This window comes from Methanolinea sp. (assembly GCA_030055515.1).
Lineage (GTDB): Archaea > Halobacteriota > Methanomicrobia > Methanomicrobiales > Methanospirillaceae > Methanolinea_A.
On the sequence record JASFYI010000001.1, the window covers coordinates 610,311 to 635,507 of the forward strand.

Consider the following 25,197-nt stretch of genomic DNA (forward strand, 5'->3'; position numbering starts at 1 on the left):
ATAGGTTTCTATTTGGTCATTTTGGCTAAATTGCGCCGAGGGCGAGCACGTCGTTCATCCCGTAGATACCGGGTTTTTTTCCGACCACCCATCGTGCTGCCTTGAGGGCTCCCTGCGCGAAAACTGACCTGTCGTATGCCCTGTGCGAGAGCTGGATCGACTCGAAGTTGCCGGCGAAGAGGACGGCGTGGTCCCCGACGATGTCGCCTCCCCTTATCACGTGGACTCCAATCTCGTTGCCCCTCTCGCACGCTCCCTCGCGCCCGTAGACGAGAGGGCGTTTCCCCACCTCCTCTTCGAGGACCTGCACGATGGTCTTCGCGGTACCGCTGGGAGCATCTTTCTTGTACCGGTGGTGCGCTTCGATCACCTCGATGTCGTACTCGGGGAGGAGCCGCGCGGCAACCCTCACCAGCTGCCAGAAGATATTCACGCCGATGGCAAAGTTGCTCGATATCACGGCCGGAACGCGCCCCTCTATCGCCCTTGCCATCGCGGACCTCTGCTCGGGGGTAAAACCCGTCGTCCCCACGACGAGGGCCACGCCGTGCGCCGCTGCCGTCTCGACGTTCTTTACCGCCGCGGACGCGACGGTGAAATCGATCACGACGTCGGGGCGCTCCTCCTCGAGGAGGCGGGCCATCTCCCCGGGGGGAACGACGCGCGCCCCGAAGACCTCCCCGGGTTTCAGGTCGACGCCGCCGGCGAGGGTGAGGTCGGGTGCCGCGTCCACGAGCCGCGCGACCGTCGATCCCATCCTCCCGAGGGCGCCGCAGATGACGACTTTAGTCATATTTCGCGAGGACCTCCGCGAGCTTCTTCGTCTTTTCCGGGTCGAGCTCGTCGAGGGGGAGGCGCGGGGGCCCGCCCGCCATCCCGCGCAGCTCCATCGCTTTCTTCACGGGGATCGGGTTCGTGTCGATGAACATCGCCCGGAACAGGGGGGAGAGGGCATAGTGCAGGTCGAGGGCCTCCTCCATGTCTCCCTCGCAGAACGCGTCGAACATCGCGACCATGCGGGCGGGTTCCACGTTTGCGGCCACGGAGATGACTCCCGCCCCCCCGAGTGCGAGGATGGGGAGCGTGATGTTGTCGTCGCCCGAGATGACGACGAAATCCTCGTCCAGTGTCTCCTCGATTATCCTCGAGATCTGCCCTATGTCCCCGCTCGCCTCCTTTATCCCGACGATGTTGGGGTGCCGCGCGAGCTCCGCGACGAGGTCGGGCGGGAGGTTCTGCCCCGTCCTCCCGGGAACGTTGTACATGATGATGGGGATATCGAGGTCGGCGAGGGCCGTGTAGTGCTTGACGAGACCCGACCTGTTCGGCTTGTTGTAGTAGGGACTGATGACGAGCGCGGCGTCTGCACCCATGTCCTTTGCGGCCCTCGTGAGCCTGATCGCCTCGGCGGTGTTGTTGGACCCCGTCCCGGCGATGACCGGGACCTTCCCCCCTGCAACCTCTATGGCAACCTCGATCACCCTCTCGTGCTCCTCGAACGTCAGGGTGGCCGACTCCCCTGTGGAACCGCAGGGCACGATCCCGTGGACGCCATTCTCGAGGAGGAACTCGATGTTTGACCGGAGTCCCTCGAAATCGACATCAAGGGTTGAATTTCGCAGAAAAGGGGTGACGATTGCCGGAATGACTCCCTCGAACATACGAGAGAGGTATTCACCGTCTCTGTGTATTTATCTTTCTGGTGATGTAGCCGGCGACCCGGTTTCTCACCCTTTTGCTCTCGATATTTGTCACTTCTGCAACGATGTGCTTGTTCTCGTCGAAATTATTCGTGAACCGGTTGCCGTGGTATGTCAGGAGTTCCGTCCCGATGGCCTTGATGTACGTGGGCTTGATCCCCATGGGCACATTCCCTCTGTCAGTCTTTATTCATACGCGCGGAAAGTTTAAGAATGTTGTTTACGACGACGTCGGGATCTTCCCCGAGGATCCTCACCATCGGTTCCTTCCCGACTGCACCCCTGTCGTAGATCACGTCCGGAACCCCGTCCCTGCAGCACGACGCGACCCCCCAGTCCATCGTTTGTACCCCCGGGGGCTCCGCGGCGCGGTCGAAGCTGCAGACAGAGAGGAGCATCTCCTCGCACACCTCCACGATCCTCTCCGAGTACCTGACGTTCGCGGCGCACCTCACGTCCGGATCGAATCTCATTGCCGTAAGGACGATCCTCGCGACGTGGTCGCTCGCACCGAACGCGACCGGGCCGACGGCGTGGGGCCGTCCCCGCACCCTGACGATCCGCCCCTCGACTGCGGCAACGTCCCCCGGCGTCCTCGCGCGGGGGATCGCGTACGCGATGTTCGTCCCGACTTCCGGGATGAGCGAGGGGTCCATCCCCGCAACGAGCCTGCGCACGGCTTCCCCGAGGACGCGCAGGACCTCTTCCCTCTCGGATCCTGTCACCGGGCTATTCCCCCCTGGGTATTCCGGGCGGAAATGTCATTAGCCTGCCGGTGGCCGGTAGGGGGGATGCCGGCGGCAACCGGTCGCACGGGGATGCCCGCAAGGGACAGTGATAAGAACGCGTGGTGACAATACGTACGGCATGGATGCCCGGCTGCTCGATGCCACTGTCGCACTACTCTGTTTCGCCGTCCTCGTCGCGCTCGTGATCCTCCTCCCCGCAGTGCTCGCCCACGGGACCGCGTACCTGCTTGCCCTCGTCGTATTCGTCCTCGCGATGAGCGGTGCGGGTATTCTCGTCAACAGGGCCATCGCCTGATGTGTCGCGCTCTCCTCCCTTCCTCCCCTTCTTCTTCCTCCTGTAGTACGTGAGGGGGTGCGATACCTTCTCGCAGAGGGTGTCGGGCCTCGCGCAGAGACCGAGCGTGCGCATCGCGGGGCAGGCAGGTGCCGTGTACTCCGTCCCCTTCCCCCCGCGCCCCGAGATGTGCTCCACCTGGTATTGCGTCTTCCCGATGTCGAAGTCGGGGGCCCTGCTGTAGAGCTGGATGATCTCGGACGTTCCCATCCCGATGTTGTGGAGGAACGCGGTGAGCGCGAACCTTCCCGCGTGGGTGATGTTGGTGCCGGCCGAGAGCGCAGAGAGGAGCGCCTGCATGCAGGGGGGGAATGCAGATTCCTCGACTTGCCCGAAATCCGTGAGGATCCTCTTCTGGAACTCGGCCCGGACCTGCGAGATGTAGGGCTCGACGAGCGTGCAGACGGATTCGGGGACCTCGAGGGGGAGGGAGGAGAGGAGGATCTTCCGGATGTGCTCCCTGAAGAGCTCCTCCGATTCGGCCGGCTCGACCGTGACTTTCCCCCCGTAGACCTCCCTGTTGACGAGCCTCCACCGCTCCTCCTGCAATCCCGCGGTGAGGCCGATGTACCTCGGAACGGGGAGGAAAGGCCCGTCGAGCGGGTAGCCCATCTTCTCCGCGAGGAACTTCCTCTTCCCTTCGTCTTCTGCCTGGAGGAACGCGTGGGCCCTCTGCGCCTCGTAACGGGCGAGGCGTTCCATGAGCGCCTTCTCCCGCGCGCACGAGACGAGTATTCTCGCCAGCAAAAAGGAAGTGACCTCGCGCTGCACCCCGAGCCTGTCCGAGGGGAGGTCAGGTTTCTCGAGCGAAGGCGGCACGGGGCCTGTCGCGGCAAGGGCACGTCGCACCCTCTCCACCGCGTGGGAGAGGACGAGCTTCCCGTAATTCCCCTGGATGAATTCCCCGAGGGATCCGGACTGTGGGAGGATGAATTGGTGCGATTCCTTCAAAAATGGGTATTTCGCGAAGTCTCTCGTCTCGAGGGAGACCCGCATCAGTCGGCCTCGATACGGGGTGCGAGCAGGTATTCCACGTACCCTTTCCCGCCGGCAATGTAGAACGCGAATTTCACCGGGTGGTCGATCCCGAGGGAGATCTCCACCTCCTCGGCCCTGCCCATGACCTTCCCCATGTCCTTTAAGTAGTCGAGGGAGAAGAGCGAGCGCGCCTCCACGTTGTTCAGGAACGTGACCTCGTTCTTCCCGTACTCTTTCCTGATGTGGTCGGTGTCCCCCTCCGCGGCCATGTAGAATACCTGTTGGACCGGGTCGATACCGAGGGCAATCTTGTCGGACACGACGGCTGCGGCTTTTATGGAGTTGTACAGGTCTGCTCCCGGGATGACGACCTTCCCGGGGAGGTCGATGTTGGGGGGGTTGGGATCCTTGCGGATGGTGTTTGGGTCAAGCAGGGTGATGGAGTAGCGGTAGCCCTCGAAGCTGACGCGGAGTTTCTGCCCGTTGTCAGGCAGCTCGAGGCTTATCGGTTCGTTTTTTCCCATCATTCCGAAGATATTTTTCAGCTTCGCGATGTCGAGGCCGAGCTCGTTCTTCGTTGCCTCGAAGACCGTGAAAGCCTCTTTCTTGAGGGAGAGGGAGACCATGGCCACGTTGGCAGTATCGACCGCCCGGGTCGATATCCCGTTCTCGTTAACGTGGAGCCGGCACTCCGTGACGAGGGCTGAGATGGCGTCGATGGACTCTTTGAGAATATCTGCATCAATCGTTGCTTTTAACATCGTGCACCCCGAATTATGTAGTATTATAACTATCCCATTAATATTTTAATAATATCTGAACTTGGTTTTCGCCGGAGGTAATCGGGGCAGGGGAATCATGGGCTCCCAGTGGTCAAAGGATCCCAGTTACGTGCGGGCGGTCCGGGAAGGTTACCGGTCGAGGGCGGCATACAAGCTCGTGGAGATCCAGGAGAGGTTCCACGTCATCCGCGAGACCGACAACGTCCTCGACCTCGGTGCTGCCCCGGGGAGCTGGCTCCAGGTCGCAAGGTCCCTCACGAGGGGCAAGGTCCTCGGGATAGACCTCTCCCCTATCGCACCGCTCGAGGGCGTGTCGACGCTTGTAGGGGATATCTCGGATCCCGCGATGCGGACCGAGACGCTGTCCATCCTCGGCACGGTCAACATCGTCCTCTCCGATGCCTCTCCCAAGCTCTCCGGGAACAGGAGTTACGACCAGGCGAGGGCGATCGGCCTAGGGGAAGATGTCCTCTCCTTTGCCCGGGCCGTTCTCAAGCCCGGCGGGCACCTCGTGATGAAATCGTTCCAGGGAGAGGATTTCTCGTTCCTCCTGGACCGGGTGAAACAGCATTTCCTGTCGGTGAGAACCTTCCGGAGCAAGGCGTCGCGGAGGGGGAGCAGCGAGATCTACATCGTCGCGAGGAACTTCGTGGGGGGCAATGGTGAGGCTGAAGGACCCGTTTGACCGCCCCGTGAGCAACCTGAGGGTGAGCCTGACCTCGCGGTGCAATCTCTCCTGCATCTACTGCCACGCGGAAGGGGAGAACGACCCGGGCGACCCCCTCGCGACGGACGAGATCGGGGAGATCCTCCGTGTCGCGCGGAAACTGGGGATACAGCACGTGAAGTTCACGGGCGGGGAACCGTGCCTGCGCGAGGATCTCGCGGAGATCGTGAGCCTCGTCCCTGAGGGGATGGAGAGCTCCCTCACCACGAACGGGACCCTCTTTGCCGATATCGCCTTTGACCTCGCCGACGCGGGTCTCTCGCGGGTGAACATCAGCATCGACAGCCTCGACAGGGAGACTTACAGGACCATCACGGGGAGGGACTGCCTCCCCGACGTCCTCGCCGGGATAGAGGCCGCGGTCGACGCGGGACTCACGCCCGTCAAGCTCAACGTGGTCATGCTCTCCGGAATCAATGACCACGAGGTCGACGATTTCCTCGCGTTCGTGAGGGGGAAGAGGTCCCTCGTCCTCCAGCTGATCGAACTCCTCGAGTTCAGGAACTGCACGTACCACCGCGATCTCCATGCCCTCGAGGAGAGGCTCGCGAGGAACGCGAGGGAGATACTCACGCGCAGGATGCACCACAGGAAGAAGTACTGCGTGGACGATGCCGAGGTCGAGATTGTGAGGCCCCTCCACAACACGGAGTTCTGCGCGTACTGCAACCGGCTCCGCGTCACGTCGGACGGGAAGCTCAAGCCGTGCCTCCTCCGTTCCGACAACCTCGTGGATATCAGGGGTGCGAAGGGCGAGAGGCTGGAGGAACTCTTCCGGGAAGCAGTCCGGCGGCGGGCCCCCTACTACAGGTGAGGCTTGGCGTTCCCCGCACGTATAACCATTTAATCCCGAAAAATTCCATTTGCGGAAGGTATTTACTGCGGGCCCTCCGATCTTCTCCCATGCAGGCCGACGAAGAGTACGTGCGGGTCCTCGAGCACCTCTACGGCAAGTCACTCGTCCTCCACGACATGACCCTCTGGGATCCCGTCCTGCGGTTCTTCTTCCTCGACGCGATCGCCCACATCGACTACACGCTCGGCATCCTCTCCTACACGTACCAGTCGCCGAAGAACATCATGGCACAGGAGTACATGCGGTGGAGGATCGACGAGGAGAAGAAAGGGGACCGCCAGTACTTCCCGGCGTTCATGGAATGGCTCGCGGCGAACCATCCCGACAAGTACGGCAGGCTGCCGTCGCTCTGGCAGCGCATCTACGATCCACGCGATCCAGCCTCCTACAGGAGTTTCCGGATCGTTCTCGACCCCGATTCCCCGCAGGCCATACGCCCCCACGTCTTCTTCAGGATGATAGAGGAGTTCTTCGACGGGGAATTCTTAAAGAGCCTCTACCGCGACGAGGGGTCCCTCGCGAGGCTTTTTTCCGAGTTCATGAGAACGCTCGGTGGAAAAACGGGCACGCAGTGATGGGAGAATGGGGATAGCGGAACTCTGTGCCTCGCTCGTGAAGATAAGGAGCGAGAATCCTCCCGGCGACACGCGGGACGTCATCGAGTTCATCCGCGAATTCGCGTCTGGCATCGGCCTCGACGTGAAAGTCATAAGGAGGAAGGGGAGGAGGCACAACCTCGTCTCCGCGAGGCCCAAGGGGAGGCTCCTCTTCTGCGGGCACGTCGACACCGTCCCCGCTCTCGCCGAGGGATGGACGGTGGATCCCTACGGGGGAGTCATCAGGGACGGGAAGGTCTTCGGGAGGGGCGCGACCGACATGAAGGGCGGGTGTGCCGCGGTCCTCTGGGCTTGCAAGGAGTGGATGGAGAGGGAGGACGAGATCCCCGCGGACATCGCGTTCGTGTGCGACGAGGAGACGAGCGGGACGTACGGGGTCCGGACGCTGATCGCGCGGAAAGCCATCTCCCCCTGCGACTGCATCATCGCCGAGCCCACGCTCCCCCTCTCCCCGAATATCGGCCAGAAGGGGATCATGAGGCTCTGCTGCACGTTCCGCGGGGAACCCGGCCACGGTTCGATCTACCCGGAGAGCGGGGTCAGTGCCATCATGGAGGCATACGACCTGCTCGAATACGTAAAAGAGCTCAACGGAATTCCATTCTCCCCCGGGGATGCCGCGGTGTCCCGCCTCGTCGAGGACTCGGCCGCGATCCTCCGCGAGGCGCTCGGCATGCCCCGCGCCCGGGAGATCCTGACGCGTATCATGTACAACCCGGGGACGATCGTGGGCGGGGAGAAGGCAAACATCGTGGCCCAGCACTGCAGGCTCGAGCTCGACCTCCGCATCCCGTGGGGATGCGACCCGGCCGCGCTCCTCGAGGATCTGAGGGCACACGCGCCGCGCGGCGAGATCGCGGCCACGAACATCGCCGGGCCGAGCCTCACCCCGCCGGACGCCCCCCTCGTCTCTACCCTCCTGCGGGAGATAGAGGGGGTTTACGGCATGCCCGCCCGGCCGGTCGTCCAGTGGGCGGCGAGCGACGCGCGGTACCTCAGGAAAGTGGGTTTCTCGGTCGCCGAGTACGGTCCCGGGGAGATCCCCACGCTCCACGCGATCGACGAGCACGTCGCGATCGAGTCGCTCGAGAAGGCATCGAGGGTGTACCTCGGGATGATCGCCCACTACGCGGGGAGAGGGGAGGATTCCCGGCGCAAAAAGGCCGTGAATCCCGAATGGAGATCTTAAACTCTCCCTTTCGCCACTTTGTGAAGGCACAAGGTATTCCCCGTCGCCCAAGGAATCCTGATACTGCAAAGGAAAAGGAGTGGGAGAGATGCGAGACGAGAAACAGGGGACGGGGAGGATGCGGAGGGGAAACCCCCCGGTGTCGTGCGTCTGCCCAAAGTGCGGAAAGGAATACCAAAAAGTGCGCGGGGTTCCCTGCAGGAACCAGACGTGCACGGATTGCGGCGCGACACTCGTCGGGAAGTGAGGCCAAGACCCCCGCGCGAGACCCCGGTGGTCTTCGTACGCGTGCCACGTTGCAGGCAGGGGAGGATGCAGGGGATCCCGGGTGGGTCCCGGGGCCCCCGGACAGGGTCACGCTTCTCTATTGGAAAAATTCCCCCGTGACACTCACTTGCGCCGGAGCATCCTGTCCATCGCCCTTGCTGCCCTCTTCGCACCTCCCATCGCGAGGATGACGGTCGCCGCGCCGGTCGCGATGTCGCCCGCGGCAAAGACCTTCGGGTGGGCCGTCCTGCCCTCGTCGTCCACGAGGACATTCCCGCGCTCGCCCCTCGAGATACCGGGCAACATCCTCACGAGGAGGGGATTCGGTCCCTGCCCGATCGCGACGATGCACATGTCCGCGTCGATGGTAAACAGGGATCCTTCCACGGGCACCGGCTCGGGCCTGCCTGACCCACCGGTGGGGCACATCTCCATCCGCTGGCACACCACACCCTCCACGCACCCGTCCCCGAGGAGGCGGACAGGACTCGCGCAGAAGATGAATTCCACGCCCTCCTCCTCGGCCCTCCTGACCTCGACCTGACGGGCGGGGAGATCCTCCCTCCGCCTCCTGTAGACCAGTGTCGTCCGGGCCCCGAGCCGCCGCGCGACCCGCGCCGCGTCCATCGCGACATTTCCTCCCCCCACGACCACGACCCTGCCCGCGTGCCGGACCGGCGTGTCGTACTCGGGGAACCGGTCGGCGCGCATCAGGTTCACCCTCGTGAGGAACTCGTTTGCCGAGTAGACGCCGGGGAGGTTCTCGCCCGGTATTCCCATGAAGTACGGCAGTCCCGCGCCGGTCCCGATGAAGACCGCGTCGTGCGAGAGGAGGTCATCGACCGTCACGCTCGACCCGGCGACGTGGTTCGTGAGGATAGTGACGCCCATCCTCCTCAAGAGGTCGATCTCGGCCCGGACGACATCCTTCGGGAGCCTGAATTCGGGGATCCCGTAGACGAGGACGCCGCCGGGCTCGTGGAGCGACTCGTAGACCGTCACCGCGTGCCCCATGCGCGCGAGCTCCGCGGCCGCCGTGATCCCCGCCGGTCCCGACCCGACGACCGCGACCCTCTTGCCCGTCGGTTCATCCACCCGTGGGACGGGGATCCCGCTTTCCCTCTCGCGGTCGGCAACGAATCGCTCGAGTGCCCCGATGCGGACGGGCGTTCCCTTTGCGCCGAGGATGCACTGCCCCTCGCACTGGACCTCCTGCGGGCAGACTCGGCCGCATATCGCCGGGAGGATGTTATTCTCCCTGATCACGGATGCCGCGCCGTGGAAATCCCTCTCCGCGACCCGCGCGATGAATGCGGGAATGTCTATCTCCACGGGGCAGCCCTTCACGCACGAGGGCTTGGTGCACTGGAGGCACCGTTCCGCTTCGGCGACTGCCTCCTCCTCCGAGAGTCCCGTGTCGACCTCGTCGAAGTCCTTCACCCGTTCTCCCGCGGGACGTTCAGCCATGCGGACCACCCGTGCCGCACCCGCACCGCTGCGCCGAGAAACGCTCGAGCGCGACCTTCTCCTCCTCGAGGTAGGCCTTCTGCCGCGCCATCAGCATGTCGAAGTCGACGAGGTGGGCATCGAACTCCGGGCCGTCGACACACGCGAAGCGTGTCTCCCCCCCGACCTCCACCCTGCACGACCCGCACATCCCCGTGCCGTCCACCATGATGGGATTGAGCGAGACGACGGTGGGGATTGCGGCGGGCCGCGTCACCTCGGACGTGACCTTCATCATGATCGCGGGGCCGACGATCCAGACCCTGTCAGGCCTCTCCCTCTCGACGAGTCTTTTCAGGACGTCGGCTGCAAACCCGTGGTAGCCCTTCGACCCGTCGTCGGTCGCGACGAGGAGTTCGTCGCACGCCTCCCTCATCTCGTCCTCGCAGACGAGGTACGCGGCTGTCCTCGCCCCGATGATCCCCGTGACCCTGTTTCCCGCGGCCCTCGCGGCCCTCGCGATGATCGGGCAGCACGCGATGCCGACACCGCCACCGACGACGACGCAGTGCCCGAAATACCGGATCTCGCTCGGCCTCCCGAGCGGTCCCGCGACGTCCCTCACCTCGTCCCCCGGCCCGAGCGTCGCGAGCTGGTACGTCGTCTTCCCGACGGCCATGTAGATGACGCGCACCATGTCACCGTCGACCGCGGATATCGTGAGGGGGATGCGTTCACCCCTCTCGTCGATGCGGAGGACGAGGAACTGCCCCGCGCGTGCATTCCGGGCGACGTGGGGTGCCTCGATCCACGTCTCGAATATGCGGTCGGCTAGCTGCGCGGCACGCTTCACCCTGTATCCCACGGTTACCTCCCCCTCTGCGCGAAATTCCAATGTCATACATGTTGCCCGTCGTGGGTCTTTACCTTACGCACTTTCACCGCGACACCCCGGCGGGACCGGAGCATCTCGGGGCCGGGCATCGCGGCCCTGCCCGTCGCGACCGCGAGCGGACCGACCACGAGGACCTCGTCGCCTTCCCTGATCCTTTGGTCGGCGTCGAGCACACCGGGTGCGAGGATGTCTCCAGAGGGGACGAACGCGTCGATCTCGACGCGGTACCCCGGGGAGAGGAGCTGCCATCCCGCGAGCGTCGGGCGGAGCAGACCGGTCGCCGGATCGAGCGAGAAGAGGGGTTCCCTCCCGCGCGAGACCTTCAGCTCGGGGAACTTCTCTTTCACGGTGAGCCCTTCGGTGAAGAGATCGCAGTCGAACTGGTACGAGGCGGTCGCCCTGACGACGTCGTGGGTGACGGGGGGTTCCCCCCGCAACGCGTCGGAGAGCGCGCGGAGTGCGGGTGGAGACGTTGGTCTCTCATCGCCGGTCGTGACCTCGAGGTCGATGGATGCCTCCCTCGCCGCCATGCGCGCGGCCTCGAGTGCACCCCCCTCGAGGTGGGCAACCACGCGGCGGAACCGGTGTTTCGCGAGGAACCGCGCGATGACATCGGCGACACGGGCCTTCTCCTCCGCGTCCCAGTAGCCGGTCACGGGAACGTCGTAGTGCGCGGCAGGGTACACGCGCTCGAGTTCCCTCGGCACGAGGCCGAGCGGGGACGTCACGACGAGTTCGAGGGCCCGCCCAGATATCGCACTCATGAATTTCCGGTGGCTCTGGGAGCGGGAGTACGGTTTCCTCGCCGAGCAGGGGAGGAGCACTGCTACGTCCGCGCGGGGGGGGCGGTAGCGGGTGACCACGCGGTCCGCAAACCGCCTGACCTCGGCCCTCGCGAGGGCTTCGCCCGTCGTCGCGCGGAGGGTGCACGGTCTCGCGACCGGGACGCGGGGTTCGAGGAACCCGTACTCCCCGTCGAGGAACCGGAGGATGGCCACCTGACCGGGGAACAGCCGCGACCTGCTCTCGACGAGGTCCCGCAGCGTCGACGCGTGGATGTGCGCCCTCGCGAGGTGGATCTCGCGGACGAGCGCGTCCCTGTTGTGCGCGGAGAGGTCGCCCCGCGCGCAGCCGGGACAGGAACAGACGCCCTCGTCGAGGAGGTCCCCCCCGAAGATCCCTTCCGGGAGGCAGAAATTTCCCCTCGCCGTCTCGAGGTCGACCGCGGTGAAATCGAAGAGGTCGAAACCCGTGTAGCAGAGGATGGCAACTGTGGAGGGGAGGGCGGAGGCCGGCGCGTAGAACGCGGTGTCCGGTGGCAGGCGCGTCTTCAGGCTCACGATCCACTCGACGTACCGCCGCGGGTCCGAGAACGCAGTGTGCCAGCAGGGGACCATTACGCAGGCCCCGGAAGGAACTTCCCTCTCGACCGCGGGGTGGATCCGCACCGGCTGGAGCCCGCCCGGGGGGAGGTAACGGGCCGCGAATGTTGCGTCCGCGCTCAGGGGGACGTTTTCCATCCTCGATTCCGCGAGCGCGTGGAATACGGTCTCGGGTTCCACCGCGGAGGGGATGGGGATATCCCTCTCTCCCGCGCGGAAAAACCCTGCCCGGGCGAGCCCGTCCCTCCTTGTGATCTCGAGGATGCTCATGGAACCAAGGACACTCCTGGGACCTCGGAGACGAGGACGTCGCGCCACTCGGGGGGACACGCAACCAACACGTGGGTTTCCGGGTGGGATTCCCGGAGAACCCTGATCCCCCTGCACCCCGCCGCGACCATCTCCCTGTCCCACGCGGGGATCTCGCTCTGCCCGATGGGGAACGTCTCGGAGAGGCCGGGGTGGTACGGGCCGAACGGTGGCTTGAAGGGGAGCGTCAGGTCGAACCCCTCCCCCGCGGACCCGTCCATCGAGACGAGGACCCTCGGCGGGAGGTCGATCCGCCGGAGGAGATCGTGGTACCTGATCACCTCGGTGCGCAGGCAGCTCTCCGCCCCCCTGTAGAAGAATCTCCTCTTGCTCACCCTGTCTTTCTTCTCGAGCTCCCTGCCGTGGGAGAGGAACTCCCTGTAGCCGTCGAGGAGGAGCGGGTGGCTCCTGCACCGCTCGTCCACGAGCTCGAAGAGGACACCGTCCTCGATCGCCTGCCTCACCCGAGCGATCTCCGCGAGGCTCACCGCGAGGTTGTGGATCGCAAGGAGCCTCTCGGACTCTTCGGACTGCCTGAGCTCTTCGGCGGTGTGGCCGCGGCAGACCCCGCACGCGCAGGGGAGCTCCTGTAGCTCGGACAGCCGCGCGCTGCCCGAGGGGGTGAGGTACCTCCCCTCCCGCGCGTAGAGGGCATACGCGGCAGAGTCGAAGACATCGCATCCCATCGCGACTGCGAGCGCGAACATCGAGGGGTGACCCGCGCCGAAGAGGTGGACGCAAGCGGAAGGGGGTATCCCCCTCTTTGCCGCCATGACGACGCGGACGAGGTCCCTGTACCGGTAGGATTCCATGAGGGGGACAACCGCGCCGATGGGGCAGAAGGCAAAACCCATCCGCCCGACCCCGCGCCCGGCCTCCTCGCGCAGGTCGGTGAAGATCCCCCCCTGCACGGGTCCGGCGAGGTTCCCCTCTTCCCCGCAGATCTCCCTCGCCTCGCCGAGCCTCTCCATCGTGACCGCGAGGTCGCGCTCCGCGGTGCGGCGGTCCGCCCCCGGCGGCGTGGGGATGTCGAGCGGGACGATGATGTCGCTGCCGATCTCCTGCTGGAAGCGGATGACCTCCCCGTTCGTGAGGGAGATGTCGCCGTAGACCGAGAGCTGGTACGCGCCCGAATCGGTCATTATTAACCCGTCGAAATCGTAGAGGCGGTGGAGACCCAATTCGAGTGCCTTTTGCCTGTATTCCTCGCTCCTCGAGAGGATGTACGCGTTGGTGATGATACCCTCCGCGCCGAGCGCCCTCATCTCTGCCGGGCGGACGGGCTGGAGGTGCGGGTTGACGACGGGGAGCAGGACCGGGGTCCTGACCGTCCGGTTTCCCACCCGGAGCCTCCCCGTGCGTCCCGCGATATCGACCTCGGTTACCTCGAAGTGAATGGCCATGCTCTCACAGGTCCCTCACGGGGCGTGACAGCCTGCAACCTCTCGCCCGGCTGGCCGTTCCGGGTCATTCCCCGCGCGTCTCCTCATTCCCTGTCCTTTTTCCTCTCCGAGAAGACCTGCCCCTCGAACGTGAAGACCTCGGTCTCCCCGTCCTTCCAGCATCCCCTCGGCAGACCCGCTTTCAGGCACGTGTGGTCGAGGAACTCGGTCGCGTCCCATCCCCACTCGAGGGGTACCTGCGGGAGGAGGAGCCCGGACCGTCCCCCCCTCCTCACGATGAGCCCGTGCGTGCCGACCCTGACCCTCGCGGGCCTCTCGGCGGGAGCGCCGGGGAGGGGCACGGGGAGCGAGAGGACCGTCACTTCCACGTCGATTTCCGGGAGTTCGGAGGGGTGGAGGGGTGGGAACCTCGGGTCCTCGAGTGCCGCGGCGCACGCGGCCTCCCGGATCGCCTCGCCGAGGGGATACACCGGGACGGGAAACCCGATGCACCCGCGGAGTTCCCCGCCCTTCTTCAGTGTCACGAAGACCCCGCGCTTCTCGGAGAAGGCACGCGGCAGGTCCGGGTACTTCACGCGTTTCCTCCCGATCCTCTCCTCGAGGGCGAGGCGGGCGAGTGTGACGGCGAGGTCGCCTTCTTCCGGGGTGAGCACTTCCATCAGGTGTATATAATGTGCCACCGAATTATATAGGGAGAGGGAGAGTGCGGCCGACGGTGGCATGGATGCCGCTGAGGAAAGTCCCCCCACCAGCTGAGCGCGCAGCCGTCACGCAAGGACGGGTGGCGAGAGTCACGGCAATGGCACAGAAACGACACGGCCTGCCCCCAGCAATGACGCGGGAGAGCCCCACTTGGGGGCCATCCGGGGAAGCGGTCCCCGCGGGACACGCGCCCGGCCGCTGACGCGTAAGGGCAGGAACCGCTGAAACGGCGAATCCCTGCGGGTGCAAGCCAGAACAGGGCGTAACGGTTGCTCAGCACCCTGCCCGGGTATGGCGCATGAGCTGAATGCCGCAACGAACAGAAGGGGGCTTACTCCTCCCACTCCACCAATGCCTTTCCTCGAATAGTTTTATCCGCCGTTATGCACATGGGTAATACACGAGACCCATGCACATCCCCACGCCCGAAGAGATAAGGGAGAGGCGGGAACTCCTCGGCATGAAGCAGGCAGAACTCGCGGAGAAGGCCGGGATCAGCCAGTCCATGGTTGCACGCATAGAGAAGGGGAGCGTCGATCCCCGGGTGAGCACGCTCAAAAAGATCGTCGATGTCCTGAATGCCCGGGAGAGGCCGAGGATCACGGCAGGCCGCGTGATGCACGCGCCCGTCATCTGCGTGAGTATTACCGATCCCATCACGCACGCTGCCGAGATCATGGAGAAGTACGGGATATCCCAGCTGCCCGTCCTCGAGGGGAACACCCCTGTCGGGAGCATCTCCGGGACGGCCATCCTGAACGCGATCCACGACAGGGCCACCCACCGGGGACACGGGGACACGGTGAAGGACTACATGGAACCGGGCTTCCCCACTGTCAGGAAGGACACGGACATCGAGTCTGTCATCCGTATCCTCGCGCACCACCACGCGGTCCTCGTCATGGAGGAAGGGCGCGTTTCGGGTGTCATCACGACCCACGACCTGATCTCGCTCGTCCGTGACCACTAGAGGAGCGAGACGAGGTCACGCAGGACGGCGACGGGAACCTTTGCCTTCACCACGCTCGACGCGAGGAGAACCCCGTCGGTCCCGAGGTCTATCGCGGTCTTCACGCATTGACCCGAGTGGATCCCGGCTCCCGTGAGGATCCGGACAGCAGGGTTGACCCTCCGCACGGCCTCGACGGTCCCGGTGATGATGCCGGGGTTCGCGGTCGAGACCGAGATGTTTCCCCCGATGAGTTCCGGGGGTTCCACGGCGACGTAGTCCGGGCCGAGGGCTGCAGCGGCTGCGCTCGTCGTGACATTGTTCGTGCACACGATGGAGACGAGCCCGGATTCCCTCAGGCGGGAGACGACCGCGTCGATCTCGGCGAGGGTGAGCCTCCTCTCGGAGTGATTCACGAGCGAGCCCGTCGCACCCGCCTCCTTGATTGCCTCGACCGTGACGGCCCCCGTGTGCGCCCCGGGCGCTGCCGCATCCACGTGCTGGGCATAGACGGGGAGCGAGTAGTGCACGGAGAGGGGGTGGATGTTCGTGTAGCTGGGGGCGATCCCGATCTCGACGCCTGACTCCTCCGAGACCTGCTGCGCGGCACCCGCGATCGCGTGGGCCCTCTGGCCGCTCGCTTCGGCGTAGGTCTTCAGGTTGATGAGGATGAACGGTTTTGCCATGGGGTATCTCCTGCCCGGGGAGGGTATATGGAACTGCGAGGGGAAAACCCATTCCCTCCGGCGAAAGGGACCCGTGCCTCAGATCTCCGGCCTGAGGAAATGCCCTGCCGTGATCCCTCCCCTCGCGACCCTCCTAATCCTCTCCTTGAGACGGGCAAGCGCGGCCTGGTCGGCACTGCCCGACAGGGTGAGATCGATCGCTTCCCTGTACGCGGGGATGACCTCCCGCACGTACGCACGCCCCCTGCGCCGGGCATCCACCGCAAGGGATCCCACGCCCGACGCGACGAGGAACGGGACATAGTCGATGAGTGTCGTCTCCACTGCGTTGAGGACCCTCGTCCTCCCCAGGCCATCCTCGTACACCGGGAAGATACGGCCCGCCTCGTCCTCGATGCCCCACCATCCCGCGGGTTGTCTCCCGAGAATATCGGTGAGGAGCCTGTTTTTGCTCACCATCACCTCGATGTTTCCCTGGCATATCACCTCGAACGAGATACCCGGTGACAGTGCGGCCGCACGCGAGATAACCCGGGGGATATCGGCGCAGGGGAGTTCAGGGGAGAGGGTGAACCCGTCGAGGGGAGGGTGGAGGGCAATCGCAGCCCACGAGTTGAAGATGTTCATGCCCTGCCCGCCGGAGACGCGCACCCGCGGGGCTCGGGACCGGATGGCCTCCGCGAGGCCTGCCTCCATGACGGTGACGCGCTCGAGCCCTGCCTCCGAGAGACGGGGGAGGACAGCGAGGGCGTGTCCGACGAAGGACGGGGGGGCAACGCGCGGCCACATCCACGAGAACCCTGCGCCCGACTCCCTGCAGGTCGAGATGGCCCCGAGGATCTCTTCCTCCGTACTATCCCGGTGCCACTCGCGCGCGGTTGGCTCAAAGCAGATGGTATCGCAACCCGCCCCGCAGGCCTCGGAGAGTTCTTCGAAGGTCGCGCAGTACGCGCAGAGGACCGGGCGGGAACCTCCAGGCGGCGTGTTCCCGCGCGTTCCCCTCTCCGCCTCGCCCACGAGTGCTCCCACCGCCGATTCGGCCCGCTCGAGGTCCCCCGGCGATGGGGAGAAAGCGCGTGTCCACTCGAGGGAGAGCCTGTCGAGGATCTCCCTCCTCACGCGGTTGAGGGACGAGACGGGGAGGAAGCACCCCGCTCCCTCCTGCACCCGAATTTCGCTGAAGGAGAACGGGCTTGAGGAGGTCTTTCCAAGCTGTGCCCGGATGGTATCGGGGGAGAGCGGTCGAGACTTTGCGGGAGCAGGTATCAACGCCGATTGCCCCACGATCTCCATCCTCCCCCTTTTCGGGTGCACGAGTGAAGCGGACCACGCGACGGGTTCGTCTGCGCTCACGTAAAGCGCGAGGTCCACGGGGATGGGACGGCTGACCTTCTCCTTCCCCACGATCGACCTCGCCCTCTCCGCGCATGCCCTGCTCCTCGTGAGGAAGACGAGGTCGCCGGGCCGGGTTCCTGCCACTTCCGCCCGGAGGAGGATGTGGCGATCCCCCGGGATTGCCGGTCCCTTGAGGGTCGTTCCACCCCGCACCCTTCCTCCAGGAGACGTGACGAGGATCCCGTCTCCCGCAAAGAGGGCGACGTGCGCTTCCGGTTTCACGGTGATTCCCTCTCCCTCCCGCACGCCCCGCACGGTCCCGATGAAGAGTCCCCTGTTCCCGGCCGCTTCCCGCCCCATGGGCGAGTTGTCCCCGAACAGGTACCCTTCCGAGAATCCCCTGCTAAACGCGAGTGCCATCGTCTCCACCTCCCCTGGCTGGACGTGGTCCTCCCCCCGCGCGAGTGCATCGAGTGCCCGGCGGTACGCGCGGACGACGACTGCCACGTAGAGGGGTGATCGCATCCTCCCCTCGATCTTCAGCGCGGAGACGTCCCTGCGGACGAAGGAGTCGAACCGGGGGTAACAGCACAGGTCCCTCGTCGAGAGGAGGTAGCTTCCGCCCGGGGGGGCGCGGGGATGTCCGCGCGGGATACGCGAACCGTCCGCGGACAATTCCACGAGCGTGTAGGGTTTCCTGCACGGCTGGGCACACATCCCCCTGTTGCCGCTCCTCCCGCCGGCAAGGGACGAGAGGAGGCACTGGCCTGAATACGAGTAGCACAGCGCCCCGTGCACGAATACCTCGATCTCCGGCCTCCTTTCCCTCGGGACCGCGAGGATCTCGTCCAGTTCCGCGAGCGTGAGCTCTCTCTGGAGGATCACGCGGGAATACCCAGCACTGCGGGCCCATGCCACTCCTTCCGGTGTCCCGATGGTTGCCTGCGTGGACGCGTGGAGGGGGAGTCCGGGGAATGCCTTCCTCGCGAGGGAGAGGAGGCCCGTGTCCTGGAGGATCGCGCCGTCCGCACCCATCCGGTATACCTCGAGGAGGAACGAGAGTGCCTCGGGAACCTCGCTCTCCCTGACGAGGGTATTGACGGTGACGTACACGCGCACGCCGTGGAGGTGGGCATACGCGATCGCCTCTGCCATCTCTCCGGGCGAGAAATTCGGTGCGAAGTGCCTCGCGCCGAACCGTTTCCCGCCGAGGTACACTGCGTCCGCGCCGGCGGCGACCGCGGCTCTCAGCGCTTCCATCGAGCCCGCCGGTGCGAGGAGTTCGGGGATTTCCGCTCGTTTTCCCCCCCTCTCGCGCGTGCCCATGAGGAGATGTCTGCGCGAGGTCAGGTTAAAGACTCCTGCGCCTCAATGACTCCCACTGATGAAGATCGTGGCATCGGTCCCGCGGACCGCGCTCATCCCCGCGGCCATATCGGCCGGCGCAGACGCAATCGAGGTACGCCTCGACCACACGGGCCCCCTGTCCGAGGAGGAGGCGGACGCGGCGTTCCGCGGACTGCCGGTGCCCCTGATCCTCACGGTGCGGAGCGTTGCCGAGGGGGGGAAATTCGCGGGGGGACCGGACGAGTGGTGGGAGATGGTACGACCGTGCCTCCCGTATGCAACATGCGTGGACGTCGAGGGACCGTTCCGGTCGCTCGCGCCACGCCTGCGAAAACAGGGAAAGAAGATCATCGCCTCCTACCATACCCCCGAGATGCCATCCGCCGGGTCATTCGAGGCTGCGAGGAGAGACCTCGCGTCGTTTGGGGATATCCCCAAGATCGTGGTGGGGCCGCGGTCGCTTGACGACGTCGTCTCCCTCCTCTCGTTCACGCTGCACGCGGAAAAACCGATCGTCACGGGTGTCATGGGCTCCCGGTTCTCGTTTGCCCGCCTGATGCTCCCCCTCTTCGGGTCGTGCCTCCTCTTCTGCCACGCGGGGATCCCCGTCGCGGCCGGGCAGTTCCACGTCTCCAAGGCCCGGGAGATCATGGACCTCCTCCGGTGAGCGTTCCGGCCGATCCGGCCGAGGGTACGTTCTCGAAGAATGAAAGGTCACGCGGAGACTGTTAGGGCGTATCCACGGCAGCGCGATTTCCAAGGGAAAAATACGGGGTATCCTTTCAGGGTTCCTTCGTGACGGGGATGGCTCGGACAGTATACTGCTTCAGGCACTCCCCGTCGAGCTCGATGGTGACGGTCCTCTCCTCGCCCGGCCCGAGTGCACCGATGAAGAGTTCCTTCGTGTCGCGCACGACCCCCGTGTCTGCGTTGAGGAGCTCCACGTGGAGGTACACGTTCCGCTCCCGCGTCGTGCCCGGGTTGTACACCTGGAACACGGTCTCCCACGTGCAGCCGCGCGAGATTCCCCAGTCCGCGTCCTGACGGACGAGGGTCGCCCTCAGGGCGGTCCCGTTCGCCGTCGCGGAGACGCCCTCCCCTCCCCCCGTCTGGGTGAGGACGGAGACGCAGCCGCCGCAGAGGAGAAGGGCCAGAGTGACGAGGAACGCGAGAACTGCACTCTTCTGCACGGTCGCTCCCCCTTTCCTAGAAGACATTCTCATGCGTCTCTCACCGGGAACACTTGCCTGGTTTCTCGCGCGCGGGATAAAGCCTTTCTACTGCCCCCTCACCCCGGAGCGGACCATCTCCTGCCCGAGGTACGCGTCGGCGAGCACGAGGGCGAGCATCGCCTCCGCGACGGGTCCGATCCGGGGGACGATGCACGCGTCGTGCCTCCCCGCGACGGAGATGGTCCTCTCCTGCCCCCTCGCATCCACGGTCCTCTGTTCCCTCGCGATGGAGGGGGTCGGCTTGACCGCGATACGGACGACGATCTCTGCACCCGTGCTGATCCCCCCGAGGATACCCCCGGCATGGTTCGTGAGAAAGCCGCCCTCGCCCATCTGGTCATTGTGCTCGCTGCCCCGCATCCGCGAGACCGCGAACCCGTCGCCGATCTCCACGCCCTTCACCGCGCCGATTCCCATCATCGCCATCGCGATGAGGGCGTCGAGCTTCCCGAAGACCGGGTCGCCGAGGCCGGGCGGGCACCCCCTCGCGGTCACTTCCACGATCCCGCCCACAGAATCGCCCTCGCGCGCCGCGGCTTCTATCTCCCTCTCTATCCCCTCGGGCGTCGTCGCCCCGTGCACCTCGACGATCCTGCTCGCCACCGAGATCCCTTTCAGGGAGAGGAACTTCCGCGCCACGGCCCCCGCGGCGACCCTCGCGACCGTCTCGCGGCCCGAGCTCCGCCCGCCCCCCCTGAAATCCCGGATCCCGTACTTCGCGTGGTACGTGTAATCGGCGTGGCCGGGGCGGAAGACGTCCGCGATCGCCTCGTAGTCAGAGGGACGGGCGTCCGCGTTCCTGACGAGGAGGCAGATCGGCATCCCCGTCGTCCTGCCCTCGAAGACCCCGGAGAGTATCTCCACCCTGTCCTCTTCCCGCCGACCTGTCGAGAACGGGTGGACGCCGGGGCGCCTCCGCGAAAGGAACCCGTCGATCTCCTCTTTTGATATCTCGATGCCCGGCGGGCACCCGTCGATGACTGCCCCGATGGCCGGCCCGTGACTCTCCCCGAAGGTCGTGACGCGGAAATTTCTCCCGAAGGTATTCACCCTACCATCTCCCTCACCATGTGGAGGGGGGCATCGATCCCCGTGAAATGCTTGAATTGCGCCTGTGCCTGGCGGACGAACATCTCCTTCCCTGAAATGACCCTGCACCCCTCGGCCCTCGCCATCCTCAGGAGGGGGGTCTCCGGAGGGGTGTACACGAGGTCAAAGACGGTCATTCCCGGGCGGAGCTGTTCCCTCGAGAGGGGGCTCCCCCCGTCCGGTTCCATCCCTACCGGAGTGGCATTCACGAAGATGTCCGGGTTAATCCCGTCGATGTCGCCCGGGACGCCGTGAGAGCAGCCGAGCCGTGCCGCGAGGGCCGATGCCTTCTCCACGGTCCTGTTCAGGATGGTGACGTCCTTGCCGAGCGCGAGGAGGGCGTACGCCGCCGCGGCTGCCGCACCCCCCGCACCGAGGACGACCGCTGTCCTCCCCCTCTCACCCGCGAGAGCGTCGCGGATTCCCACCCAGTCCGTGTTGTACCCGTAGCTCTTCCCCCCGCAGAAGAGGACCGTGTTGCAGGCCCCTATCGCGGTGCAGTGCGTGTCGGGCCGGTCTATCGCGGAGATCACCTCCTGCTTGAAGGGAATCGTGACGGAAAGCCCGCGCACGTCGAGGTCTGCCGCGAGGCTCAGTATCCGGGAGAGGGAGGGGTCGTGGAACCGGACGTAGTGGGCATTGATGCCGAAGTACCGGAAGAGTCCCGCGTAGAGCTGCGGGCTCCTGCTGTGGAGGCTCGGGTACCCCGCGACGCCGTAGAAGCGGAGGCACGGGTTTTCTGGCATGCCGCCGACTTTCCCGAGGAGTTCGCGGGCCTCGTCCTCGGGGATCCCCGACCGCGAGATCGCGCGCGCCGCCCTCTCCGCCCTCTCCAGCGGGACGGTCCCCTCCGTGAGGAGCCGCTTGATGTAGATTGCCACTTCGTTTGGGCTCTTCGAGCGGGTGTCGACGCAGATGTCGGCCGCACTCAGGTACGCATCCCTCCTCGCCTCGAGGAGGTGCAGGATTTCCCCGCGCAGTCCCATCGCGGTGAGGGGTGGCCTCGTGGATGCCCGGATTCTCTTCTCGATGGTCAGGGGATCGGCCTGGAGGAGAATGACCGTCCTCCCCCTGCGGAGGTTCTCCACGTTCTCGGGAGAGAGGACTGCCCCCCCGCCCGTCGCGATCACGGCGGGTCCCGGCGGGAGAGCCGCGATGACCTCCCTCTCGAGCTTCCTGAACCCTTCCTCCCCGGCCTCCTCGAATATTTCGGGGATCTCGGCCCCGGCTTTCTCCTCGACGAGCGCGTCGGTATCGTAGAACGGGACGCCGAGGAGACGGGCGAGGATGTGGCCGACTGCCGTCTTCCCCGTGCCGCGGAATCCTGTAAGGACGACGTTCATAGGAGCCCCTGCACCCTGAGCTGTTCCCAGAACCCGGGGAACGATTTACTGACACATTCCGCGTTCTTTATCTTTAGATTTCCTGTCGCGAGGCCCAGCACGGCAAAGCTCATCGCCGTCCTGTGATCGGACCCGGGATCGATCTCCCCGCCGCGGAGGGGACCGGGGACGACCGTGATCGTGCCATCCCTGACCCTCACCTCCGCCCCGAGCGCGGAGAGCAGCCGCGCCGTCTCCGCGAGCCGGTCGCTCTCCTTGTACCGGAGGTGCGCGACCCCCGAGATCCGCGAGACACCCCTCGCCCTTGACGCGAGGACGCAGAGGGTCTGCACCGTGTCCGGCATCGAGGCCATGTCGACGTCGACTCCCTCGAGGTCCCCCGTGGACATGACTTCCACGCTGTCCTCCCCGTACTGCACCCGGCACCCCATCCCCTCGAGGATGCGGAGGAATCCCCTGTCACCCTGGCACGAGCGCGGGTTGAGGTTCCGCACGACCACCCTCCCCCCGCAGGCCGCCGCGAGTGCGAAGAAGTACGACGCGGAAGAGTAATCCCCCTCGACCCTGTAGCGGGCGGGCCTGTACCCGCGGCCGGCGGGAACGTGGAACCTGCGGTACCCGTCGCGCTCCACGCGGGCGGAGAATGCCTCCATCACGCTGACCGTCACGTCGAGGTAAGACTTCGAGGCGACGTGCCCGCGGAGCGAGAGCGTCACGTCCTCCCTCGCGAGGGGCGCGACGAGGAGGACCGACGAGGCGAACTGGCTGCTCATCCCCGCGTCGAGCAAGGCACGGCCGCCGACGAGCTCGCCCGATACCCTGACGGGGGGGTATCCCTCCTTCTCGAGGAATTCCACCCTGCCGCCGAGCGCCCGGAGCGCGTCCGCGAGCGGTCCCATGGGCCTCTCCTTCATCCTCCCCGACCCGGTGAGGGTCACGGGGGACCCGCAGAGGAGCGCGACGGAACAGAGGAGACGCATGCTCGTCCCCGATTCCCCCGCGTCGATCACGTGCCCGGCCGGGCAGGAGAGAGCGCCCCCGCGGCCGTGGACGAGGAGACGGTCCCCGTCGCCGCGTATCCCGATGCCCATCGACTCGAGAGCGCGCCTCGTCACCCACGTGTCGCCTGACTCGAGGGGATTGCAGACCGTCGATTCTCCGTCCGCGAGCGCTGCGGCCACGAGGGCGCGGTGCGAAAAGCTCTTCGAGGGCGGGGCGACGAACGTGCAGTCGAGCGGCCCTGCCCTGCGGAGCGTCACGTCCATTCACCGGCCTCCAGCACCGGGTACCTGCCGAGGTCCTTGACGCGCGTCATCGCCTCCAGCTCCCGCAGCGCGTGGATACTCTCCTCGCCCGCGTCGTCGTAGTCGATGAAGAAGACGTAACTCCCCATCCCCCTCTTTGACGGACGCGACTCGATGCGCGTCAGGTTGATACCCCTCCGCGCGAAGACACCGAGGATGTCGTGGAGGAGGCCTGCCCTGTCCTCGCGGGGGTCGACGATGATACTCCCCTTTGCCGGATTCCCCCCCGAGTAGGGCGTGCGCGAGATGGTGACGAACCTCGTCACGTTCTGGCCGCTGTTCTCCACGCAGGTCTTCCTGACCGGGAGGCCGTAGAACCTCGCGGTGATCCCGGGGACGATCGCCGCCCCCTTCCCCTCGCGGAAGAGTTCGCGCGCGCTCTGGGCGTTGCTCGACGTGTGGACGACGGGGAGGCCGAGCTCCTCGATGATGTCGCTGCACTGCTCGTGCGTCTGGGGGTGGACGTAGAGGACCCCCGCGTCCCCGAGCGGTCCCAGCGAGACGAGGTGGTGGTGCACGGGGACGTACGCCTCCCCCGTGATGTAGACACTGCACGTGAGCAGGCCGTCCATCGACGGTCCCACGCCGCCCGCCTCGCTGTTCTCGAGCGGGACGAGGCCTATCCCCTCCCCCCGTTCGACGGTCTCGAAGATCTTCCGGATGGTGGGGAGGAGGATCACCGTATCTCCAAACAGCCTCGCGCCCAGCTCGTGGCTGAAAGTCCCCTCCGGTCCGAGCGCGAAGACCTTCATCTCCCCACCATCGCCGCGATCAGCCTGTCGGATTCCTCTGCCGCGACCCTGCAGTACTCCCCAAAGTGGGCGGAATCCTCGAGGAAAACCCGCCTGAACGCCTCCGCGTCGCGTTCCGCGACGACGCTGCAGAGTCGCGCGAACTCCTCGTTGCACGCGGAGAGGACCTCGGGGACACCCGGGTTGAGCATCAGGATGTCGGCGTAGAGGTCCGGGTCCTGCGAGAGTAGCCTCCCCGCGAGGAACATCTCGATCTGGTACACCGGGCTCGTGTAGGGCATCGTCTCCTCCGGTTTCATCCCGAGCCTCCGCATCGTCCCTGCCATCACGAGGGTGAGGTGGTGCGTGAGACCCTGCACGACCGCCATCATCCTGTCGTGCTCCTCGGGGGTCGTGATCGTGACGCGGGCTCCCTGTGACCGGAATATCCCGAGGATCTCCTCGAGGGTCTCCCGGTCGCACCTCGCGGGCGTGGCGATGATCGTCTGGCCCTCGAGGCTCGCCGCGGAGGGACCGAACATGGGGTGGAGGCCCACCACCTTTGCCCTCGATTCGAGCATCGCGCGGACCGGGGCAACCTTCAGGGACGTGAGGTCGCAGAGTACCTGGTCCCCCGTGAGGTAGGGGGCCACCGACCTGATGACGTTGACCGTCTCCCTTATGGGGACCGAGACCACGACGAGGTCGCACGCGCGGGCGAGATCCACGTCCCGGACCTCGGTCCTCCTCCCGCAGACCGCGACCTCGCACCCGACCCTCGCGAACACGTCGCGGAAGAAAGACCCCATTTTCCCCGTCCCGCCGATGATTCCCACTCTCACCCG

At 65.6% G+C, this 25,197-nt stretch carries 26 protein-coding genes and 1 other RNA gene; 8 read left to right on the plus strand and 19 right to left on the minus strand.

Annotated elements, in window-relative coordinates:
* Positions 1-25 precede the first annotated feature (25 nt).
* The 6 genes from dapB to QFX32_03285 form a co-directional block, all read right to left on the minus strand.
* On the minus strand, positions 26-793 hold the full coding sequence (gene dapB, locus QFX32_03260; protein ID MDI9633057.1) for a 4-hydroxy-tetrahydrodipicolinate reductase: 768 nt from the start codon (positions 791-793) through the stop codon (positions 26-28).
* Positions 786-1,661, minus strand: a complete 876-nt coding sequence (gene dapA / locus QFX32_03265) for a 4-hydroxy-tetrahydrodipicolinate synthase (GenBank protein MDI9633058.1) — start codon at positions 1,659-1,661, stop codon at positions 786-788. Before dapA ends, dapB begins: the two co-directional genes overlap by 8 nt.
* A 13-nt stretch (positions 1,662-1,674) precedes the next feature.
* The gene (locus QFX32_03270; protein MDI9633059.1) at positions 1,675-1,863 is read right to left on the minus strand and encodes a 30S ribosomal protein S17e; all 189 of its coding nucleotides are present in this window, start codon (positions 1,861-1,863) and stop codon (positions 1,675-1,677) included.
* Between the two features lie 16 nt (positions 1,864-1,879).
* The gene (locus QFX32_03275; GenBank protein ID MDI9633060.1) at positions 1,880-2,425 is read right to left on the minus strand and encodes a thiamine-phosphate synthase family protein; all 546 of its coding nucleotides are present in this window, start codon (positions 2,423-2,425) and stop codon (positions 1,880-1,882) included.
* A 175-nt stretch (positions 2,426-2,600) separates the two neighbouring features.
* On the minus strand, positions 2,601-3,734 hold the full coding sequence (locus QFX32_03280; GenBank protein MDI9633061.1) for a DNA primase large subunit PriL: 1,134 nt from the start codon (positions 3,732-3,734) through the stop codon (positions 2,601-2,603).
* Positions 3,735-3,778: 44 nt separating this feature from the next.
* Complete coding sequence (locus tag QFX32_03285; GenBank protein ID MDI9633062.1) at positions 3,779-4,522, minus strand: DNA polymerase sliding clamp; 744 nt, start codon at positions 4,520-4,522, stop codon at positions 3,779-3,781.
* Between the two features lie 97 nt (positions 4,523-4,619).
* Between QFX32_03285 and QFX32_03290 the strand changes: the two genes are divergently transcribed.
* The 5 genes from QFX32_03290 to QFX32_03310 all read left to right on the plus strand — a co-directional run bounded on the left by QFX32_03290 (position 4,620) and on the right by QFX32_03310 (position 8,179).
* Complete coding sequence (locus QFX32_03290) at positions 4,620-5,228, plus strand: RlmE family RNA methyltransferase (GenBank protein MDI9633063.1); 609 nt, start codon at positions 4,620-4,622, stop codon at positions 5,226-5,228.
* A complete protein-coding gene (gene moaA, locus QFX32_03295; protein MDI9633064.1) occupies positions 5,203-6,084 on the plus strand; it encodes a GTP 3',8-cyclase MoaA in 882 nt (293 codons plus the stop codon). Before QFX32_03290 ends, moaA begins: the two co-directional genes overlap by 26 nt.
* A gap of 89 nt (positions 6,085-6,173) precedes the next feature.
* Positions 6,174-6,701, plus strand: a complete 528-nt coding sequence (locus QFX32_03300) for a hypothetical protein (GenBank protein ID MDI9633065.1) — start codon at positions 6,174-6,176, stop codon at positions 6,699-6,701.
* Between the two features lie 7 nt (positions 6,702-6,708).
* The gene (locus QFX32_03305) at positions 6,709-7,932 is read left to right on the plus strand and encodes a M20/M25/M40 family metallo-hydrolase (protein ID MDI9633066.1); all 1,224 of its coding nucleotides are present in this window, start codon (positions 6,709-6,711) and stop codon (positions 7,930-7,932) included.
* An 88-nt stretch (positions 7,933-8,020) separates the two neighbouring features.
* Positions 8,021-8,179, plus strand: coding sequence for a hypothetical protein (locus QFX32_03310; protein ID MDI9633067.1), 159 nt, complete (start codon positions 8,021-8,023; stop codon positions 8,177-8,179).
* A gap of 143 nt (positions 8,180-8,322) precedes the next feature.
* On the opposite strand, the gene gltA is transcribed toward QFX32_03310, so the two are convergent.
* The 5 genes from gltA to QFX32_03335 form a co-directional block, all read right to left on the minus strand.
* Entirely contained in the window at positions 8,323-9,666 is a 1,344-nt protein-coding gene (gene gltA / locus QFX32_03315) for an NADPH-dependent glutamate synthase (protein MDI9633068.1), read from the minus strand.
* Entirely contained in the window at positions 9,659-10,546 is an 888-nt protein-coding gene (locus QFX32_03320; protein MDI9633069.1) for a sulfide/dihydroorotate dehydrogenase-like FAD/NAD-binding protein, read from the minus strand. The genes gltA and QFX32_03320 overlap by 8 nt, the downstream gene beginning before the upstream one ends.
* Positions 10,543-12,192, minus strand: coding sequence for an archaeosine synthase subunit alpha (gene arcS, locus QFX32_03325; protein ID MDI9633070.1), 1,650 nt, complete (start codon positions 12,190-12,192; stop codon positions 10,543-10,545). Before arcS ends, QFX32_03320 begins: the two co-directional genes overlap by 4 nt.
* Positions 12,189-13,634: a tRNA guanosine(15) transglycosylase TgtA gene (gene tgtA, locus QFX32_03330; protein MDI9633071.1), complete on the minus strand. Its 1,446-nt coding sequence runs from the start codon at positions 13,632-13,634 to the stop codon at positions 12,189-12,191. The genes arcS and tgtA overlap by 4 nt, the downstream gene beginning before the upstream one ends.
* Before the next feature lie 83 nt (positions 13,635-13,717).
* Positions 13,718-14,293 carry a TIGR00296 family protein gene (locus tag QFX32_03335; GenBank protein ID MDI9633072.1) on the minus strand — a complete coding sequence of 192 codons (576 nt, stop codon included), beginning with the start codon at positions 14,291-14,293 and terminating at the stop codon, positions 13,718-13,720.
* Positions 14,294-14,327: 34 nt separating this feature from the next.
* Here QFX32_03335 and rnpB point away from each other — a divergent pair.
* Positions 14,328-14,682: RNase P RNA component (rnpB, locus tag QFX32_03340), an RNA gene on the plus strand.
* A gap of 63 nt (positions 14,683-14,745) precedes the next feature.
* Complete coding sequence (locus QFX32_03345) at positions 14,746-15,306, plus strand: CBS domain-containing protein (protein MDI9633073.1); 561 nt, start codon at positions 14,746-14,748, stop codon at positions 15,304-15,306.
* Here the strand turns inward: QFX32_03345 and tpiA are convergent.
* Positions 15,303-15,971, minus strand: a complete 669-nt coding sequence (gene tpiA / locus QFX32_03350; GenBank protein ID MDI9633074.1) for a triose-phosphate isomerase — start codon at positions 15,969-15,971, stop codon at positions 15,303-15,305. The genes QFX32_03345 and tpiA overlap by 4 nt on opposite strands.
* A gap of 78 nt (positions 15,972-16,049) precedes the next feature.
* Positions 16,050-18,566, minus strand: coding sequence for a U32 family peptidase (locus QFX32_03355; protein ID MDI9633075.1), 2,517 nt, complete (start codon positions 18,564-18,566; stop codon positions 16,050-16,052).
* Between the two features lie 124 nt (positions 18,567-18,690).
* Between QFX32_03355 and QFX32_03360 the strand changes: the two genes are divergently transcribed.
* Complete coding sequence (locus QFX32_03360) at positions 18,691-19,320, plus strand: type I 3-dehydroquinate dehydratase (GenBank protein MDI9633076.1); 630 nt, start codon at positions 18,691-18,693, stop codon at positions 19,318-19,320.
* Positions 19,321-19,435: 115 nt separating this feature from the next.
* Here the strand turns inward: QFX32_03360 and QFX32_03365 are convergent, their stop codons facing one another.
* The 6 genes from QFX32_03365 to QFX32_03390 form a co-directional block, all read right to left on the minus strand.
* Positions 19,436-19,843: a hypothetical protein gene (locus tag QFX32_03365; GenBank protein ID MDI9633077.1), complete on the minus strand. Its 408-nt coding sequence runs from the start codon at positions 19,841-19,843 to the stop codon at positions 19,436-19,438.
* Between the two features lie 87 nt (positions 19,844-19,930).
* Entirely contained in the window at positions 19,931-20,935 is a 1,005-nt protein-coding gene (locus QFX32_03370; protein MDI9633078.1) for a chorismate synthase, read from the minus strand.
* A complete protein-coding gene (gene aroE, locus QFX32_03375; protein MDI9633079.1) occupies positions 20,932-22,317 on the minus strand; it encodes a shikimate dehydrogenase in 1,386 nt (461 codons plus the stop codon). The genes QFX32_03370 and aroE overlap by 4 nt, the downstream gene beginning before the upstream one ends.
* Complete coding sequence (gene aroA, locus QFX32_03380) at positions 22,314-23,582, minus strand: 3-phosphoshikimate 1-carboxyvinyltransferase (protein MDI9633080.1); 1,269 nt, start codon at positions 23,580-23,582, stop codon at positions 22,314-22,316. The genes aroE and aroA overlap by 4 nt, the downstream gene beginning before the upstream one ends.
* Positions 23,573-24,373, minus strand: a complete 801-nt coding sequence (locus tag QFX32_03385) for a prephenate dehydratase domain-containing protein (GenBank protein ID MDI9633081.1) — start codon at positions 24,371-24,373, stop codon at positions 23,573-23,575. Before QFX32_03385 ends, aroA begins: the two co-directional genes overlap by 10 nt.
* On the minus strand, positions 24,370-25,194 hold the full coding sequence (locus QFX32_03390; protein MDI9633082.1) for a prephenate dehydrogenase/arogenate dehydrogenase family protein: 825 nt from the start codon (positions 25,192-25,194) through the stop codon (positions 24,370-24,372). Before QFX32_03390 ends, QFX32_03385 begins: the two co-directional genes overlap by 4 nt.
* Between the last annotated feature and the right edge of the window lie 3 nt (positions 25,195-25,197).

What these genes read in the sequence shown, in the direction of transcription:
- dapB (MDI9633057.1), bottom strand. Translation starts at nt 793, where the DNA reads ATGACTAAAGTCGTCATCTGCGGCGCCCTCGGGAGGATGGGATCGACG.
- dapA (MDI9633058.1), bottom strand. Translation starts at nt 1,661, where the DNA reads ATGTTCGAGGGAGTCATTCCGGCAATCGTCACCCCTTTTCTGCGAAAT.
- QFX32_03270 (MDI9633059.1), bottom strand. Translation starts at nt 1,863, where the DNA reads ATGGGGATCAAGCCCACGTACATCAAGGCCATCGGGACGGAACTCCTG.
- QFX32_03285 (MDI9633062.1), bottom strand. Translation starts at nt 4,522, where the DNA reads ATGTTAAAAGCAACGATTGATGCAGATATTCTCAAAGAGTCCATCGAC.
- QFX32_03290 (MDI9633063.1), top strand. Translation starts at nt 4,620, where the DNA reads ATGGGCTCCCAGTGGTCAAAGGATCCCAGTTACGTGCGGGCGGTCCGG.
- moaA (MDI9633064.1), top strand. Translation starts at nt 5,203, where the DNA reads ATGGTGAGGCTGAAGGACCCGTTTGACCGCCCCGTGAGCAACCTGAGG.
- QFX32_03300 (MDI9633065.1), top strand. Translation starts at nt 6,174, where the DNA reads ATGCAGGCCGACGAAGAGTACGTGCGGGTCCTCGAGCACCTCTACGGC.
- QFX32_03305 (MDI9633066.1), top strand. Translation starts at nt 6,709, where the DNA reads ATGGGGATAGCGGAACTCTGTGCCTCGCTCGTGAAGATAAGGAGCGAG.
- QFX32_03310 (MDI9633067.1), top strand. Translation starts at nt 8,021, where the DNA reads ATGCGAGACGAGAAACAGGGGACGGGGAGGATGCGGAGGGGAAACCCC.
- gltA (MDI9633068.1), bottom strand. Translation starts at nt 9,666, where the DNA reads ATGGCTGAACGTCCCGCGGGAGAACGGGTGAAGGACTTCGACGAGGTC.
- QFX32_03320 (MDI9633069.1), bottom strand. Translation starts at nt 10,546, where the DNA reads ATGACATTGGAATTTCGCGCAGAGGGGGAGGTAACCGTGGGATACAGG.
- arcS (MDI9633070.1), bottom strand. Translation starts at nt 12,192, where the DNA reads ATGAGCATCCTCGAGATCACAAGGAGGGACGGGCTCGCCCGGGCAGGG.
- tgtA (MDI9633071.1), bottom strand. Translation starts at nt 13,634, where the DNA reads ATGGCCATTCACTTCGAGGTAACCGAGGTCGATATCGCGGGACGCACG.
- QFX32_03335 (MDI9633072.1), bottom strand. Translation starts at nt 14,293, where the DNA reads ATGGAAGTGCTCACCCCGGAAGAAGGCGACCTCGCCGTCACACTCGCC.
- QFX32_03345 (MDI9633073.1), top strand. Translation starts at nt 14,746, where the DNA reads ATGCACATCCCCACGCCCGAAGAGATAAGGGAGAGGCGGGAACTCCTC.
- tpiA (MDI9633074.1), bottom strand. Translation starts at nt 15,971, where the DNA reads ATGGCAAAACCGTTCATCCTCATCAACCTGAAGACCTACGCCGAAGCG.
- QFX32_03355 (MDI9633075.1), bottom strand. Translation starts at nt 18,566, where the DNA reads ATGGAAGCGCTGAGAGCCGCGGTCGCCGCCGGCGCGGACGCAGTGTAC.
- QFX32_03360 (MDI9633076.1), top strand. Translation starts at nt 18,691, where the DNA reads ATGAAGATCGTGGCATCGGTCCCGCGGACCGCGCTCATCCCCGCGGCC.
- aroE (MDI9633079.1), bottom strand. Translation starts at nt 22,317, where the DNA reads ATGAACGTCGTCCTTACAGGATTCCGCGGCACGGGGAAGACGGCAGTC.
- aroA (MDI9633080.1), bottom strand. Translation starts at nt 23,582, where the DNA reads ATGGACGTGACGCTCCGCAGGGCAGGGCCGCTCGACTGCACGTTCGTC.
- QFX32_03385 (MDI9633081.1), bottom strand. Translation starts at nt 24,373, where the DNA reads ATGAAGGTCTTCGCGCTCGGACCGGAGGGGACTTTCAGCCACGAGCTG.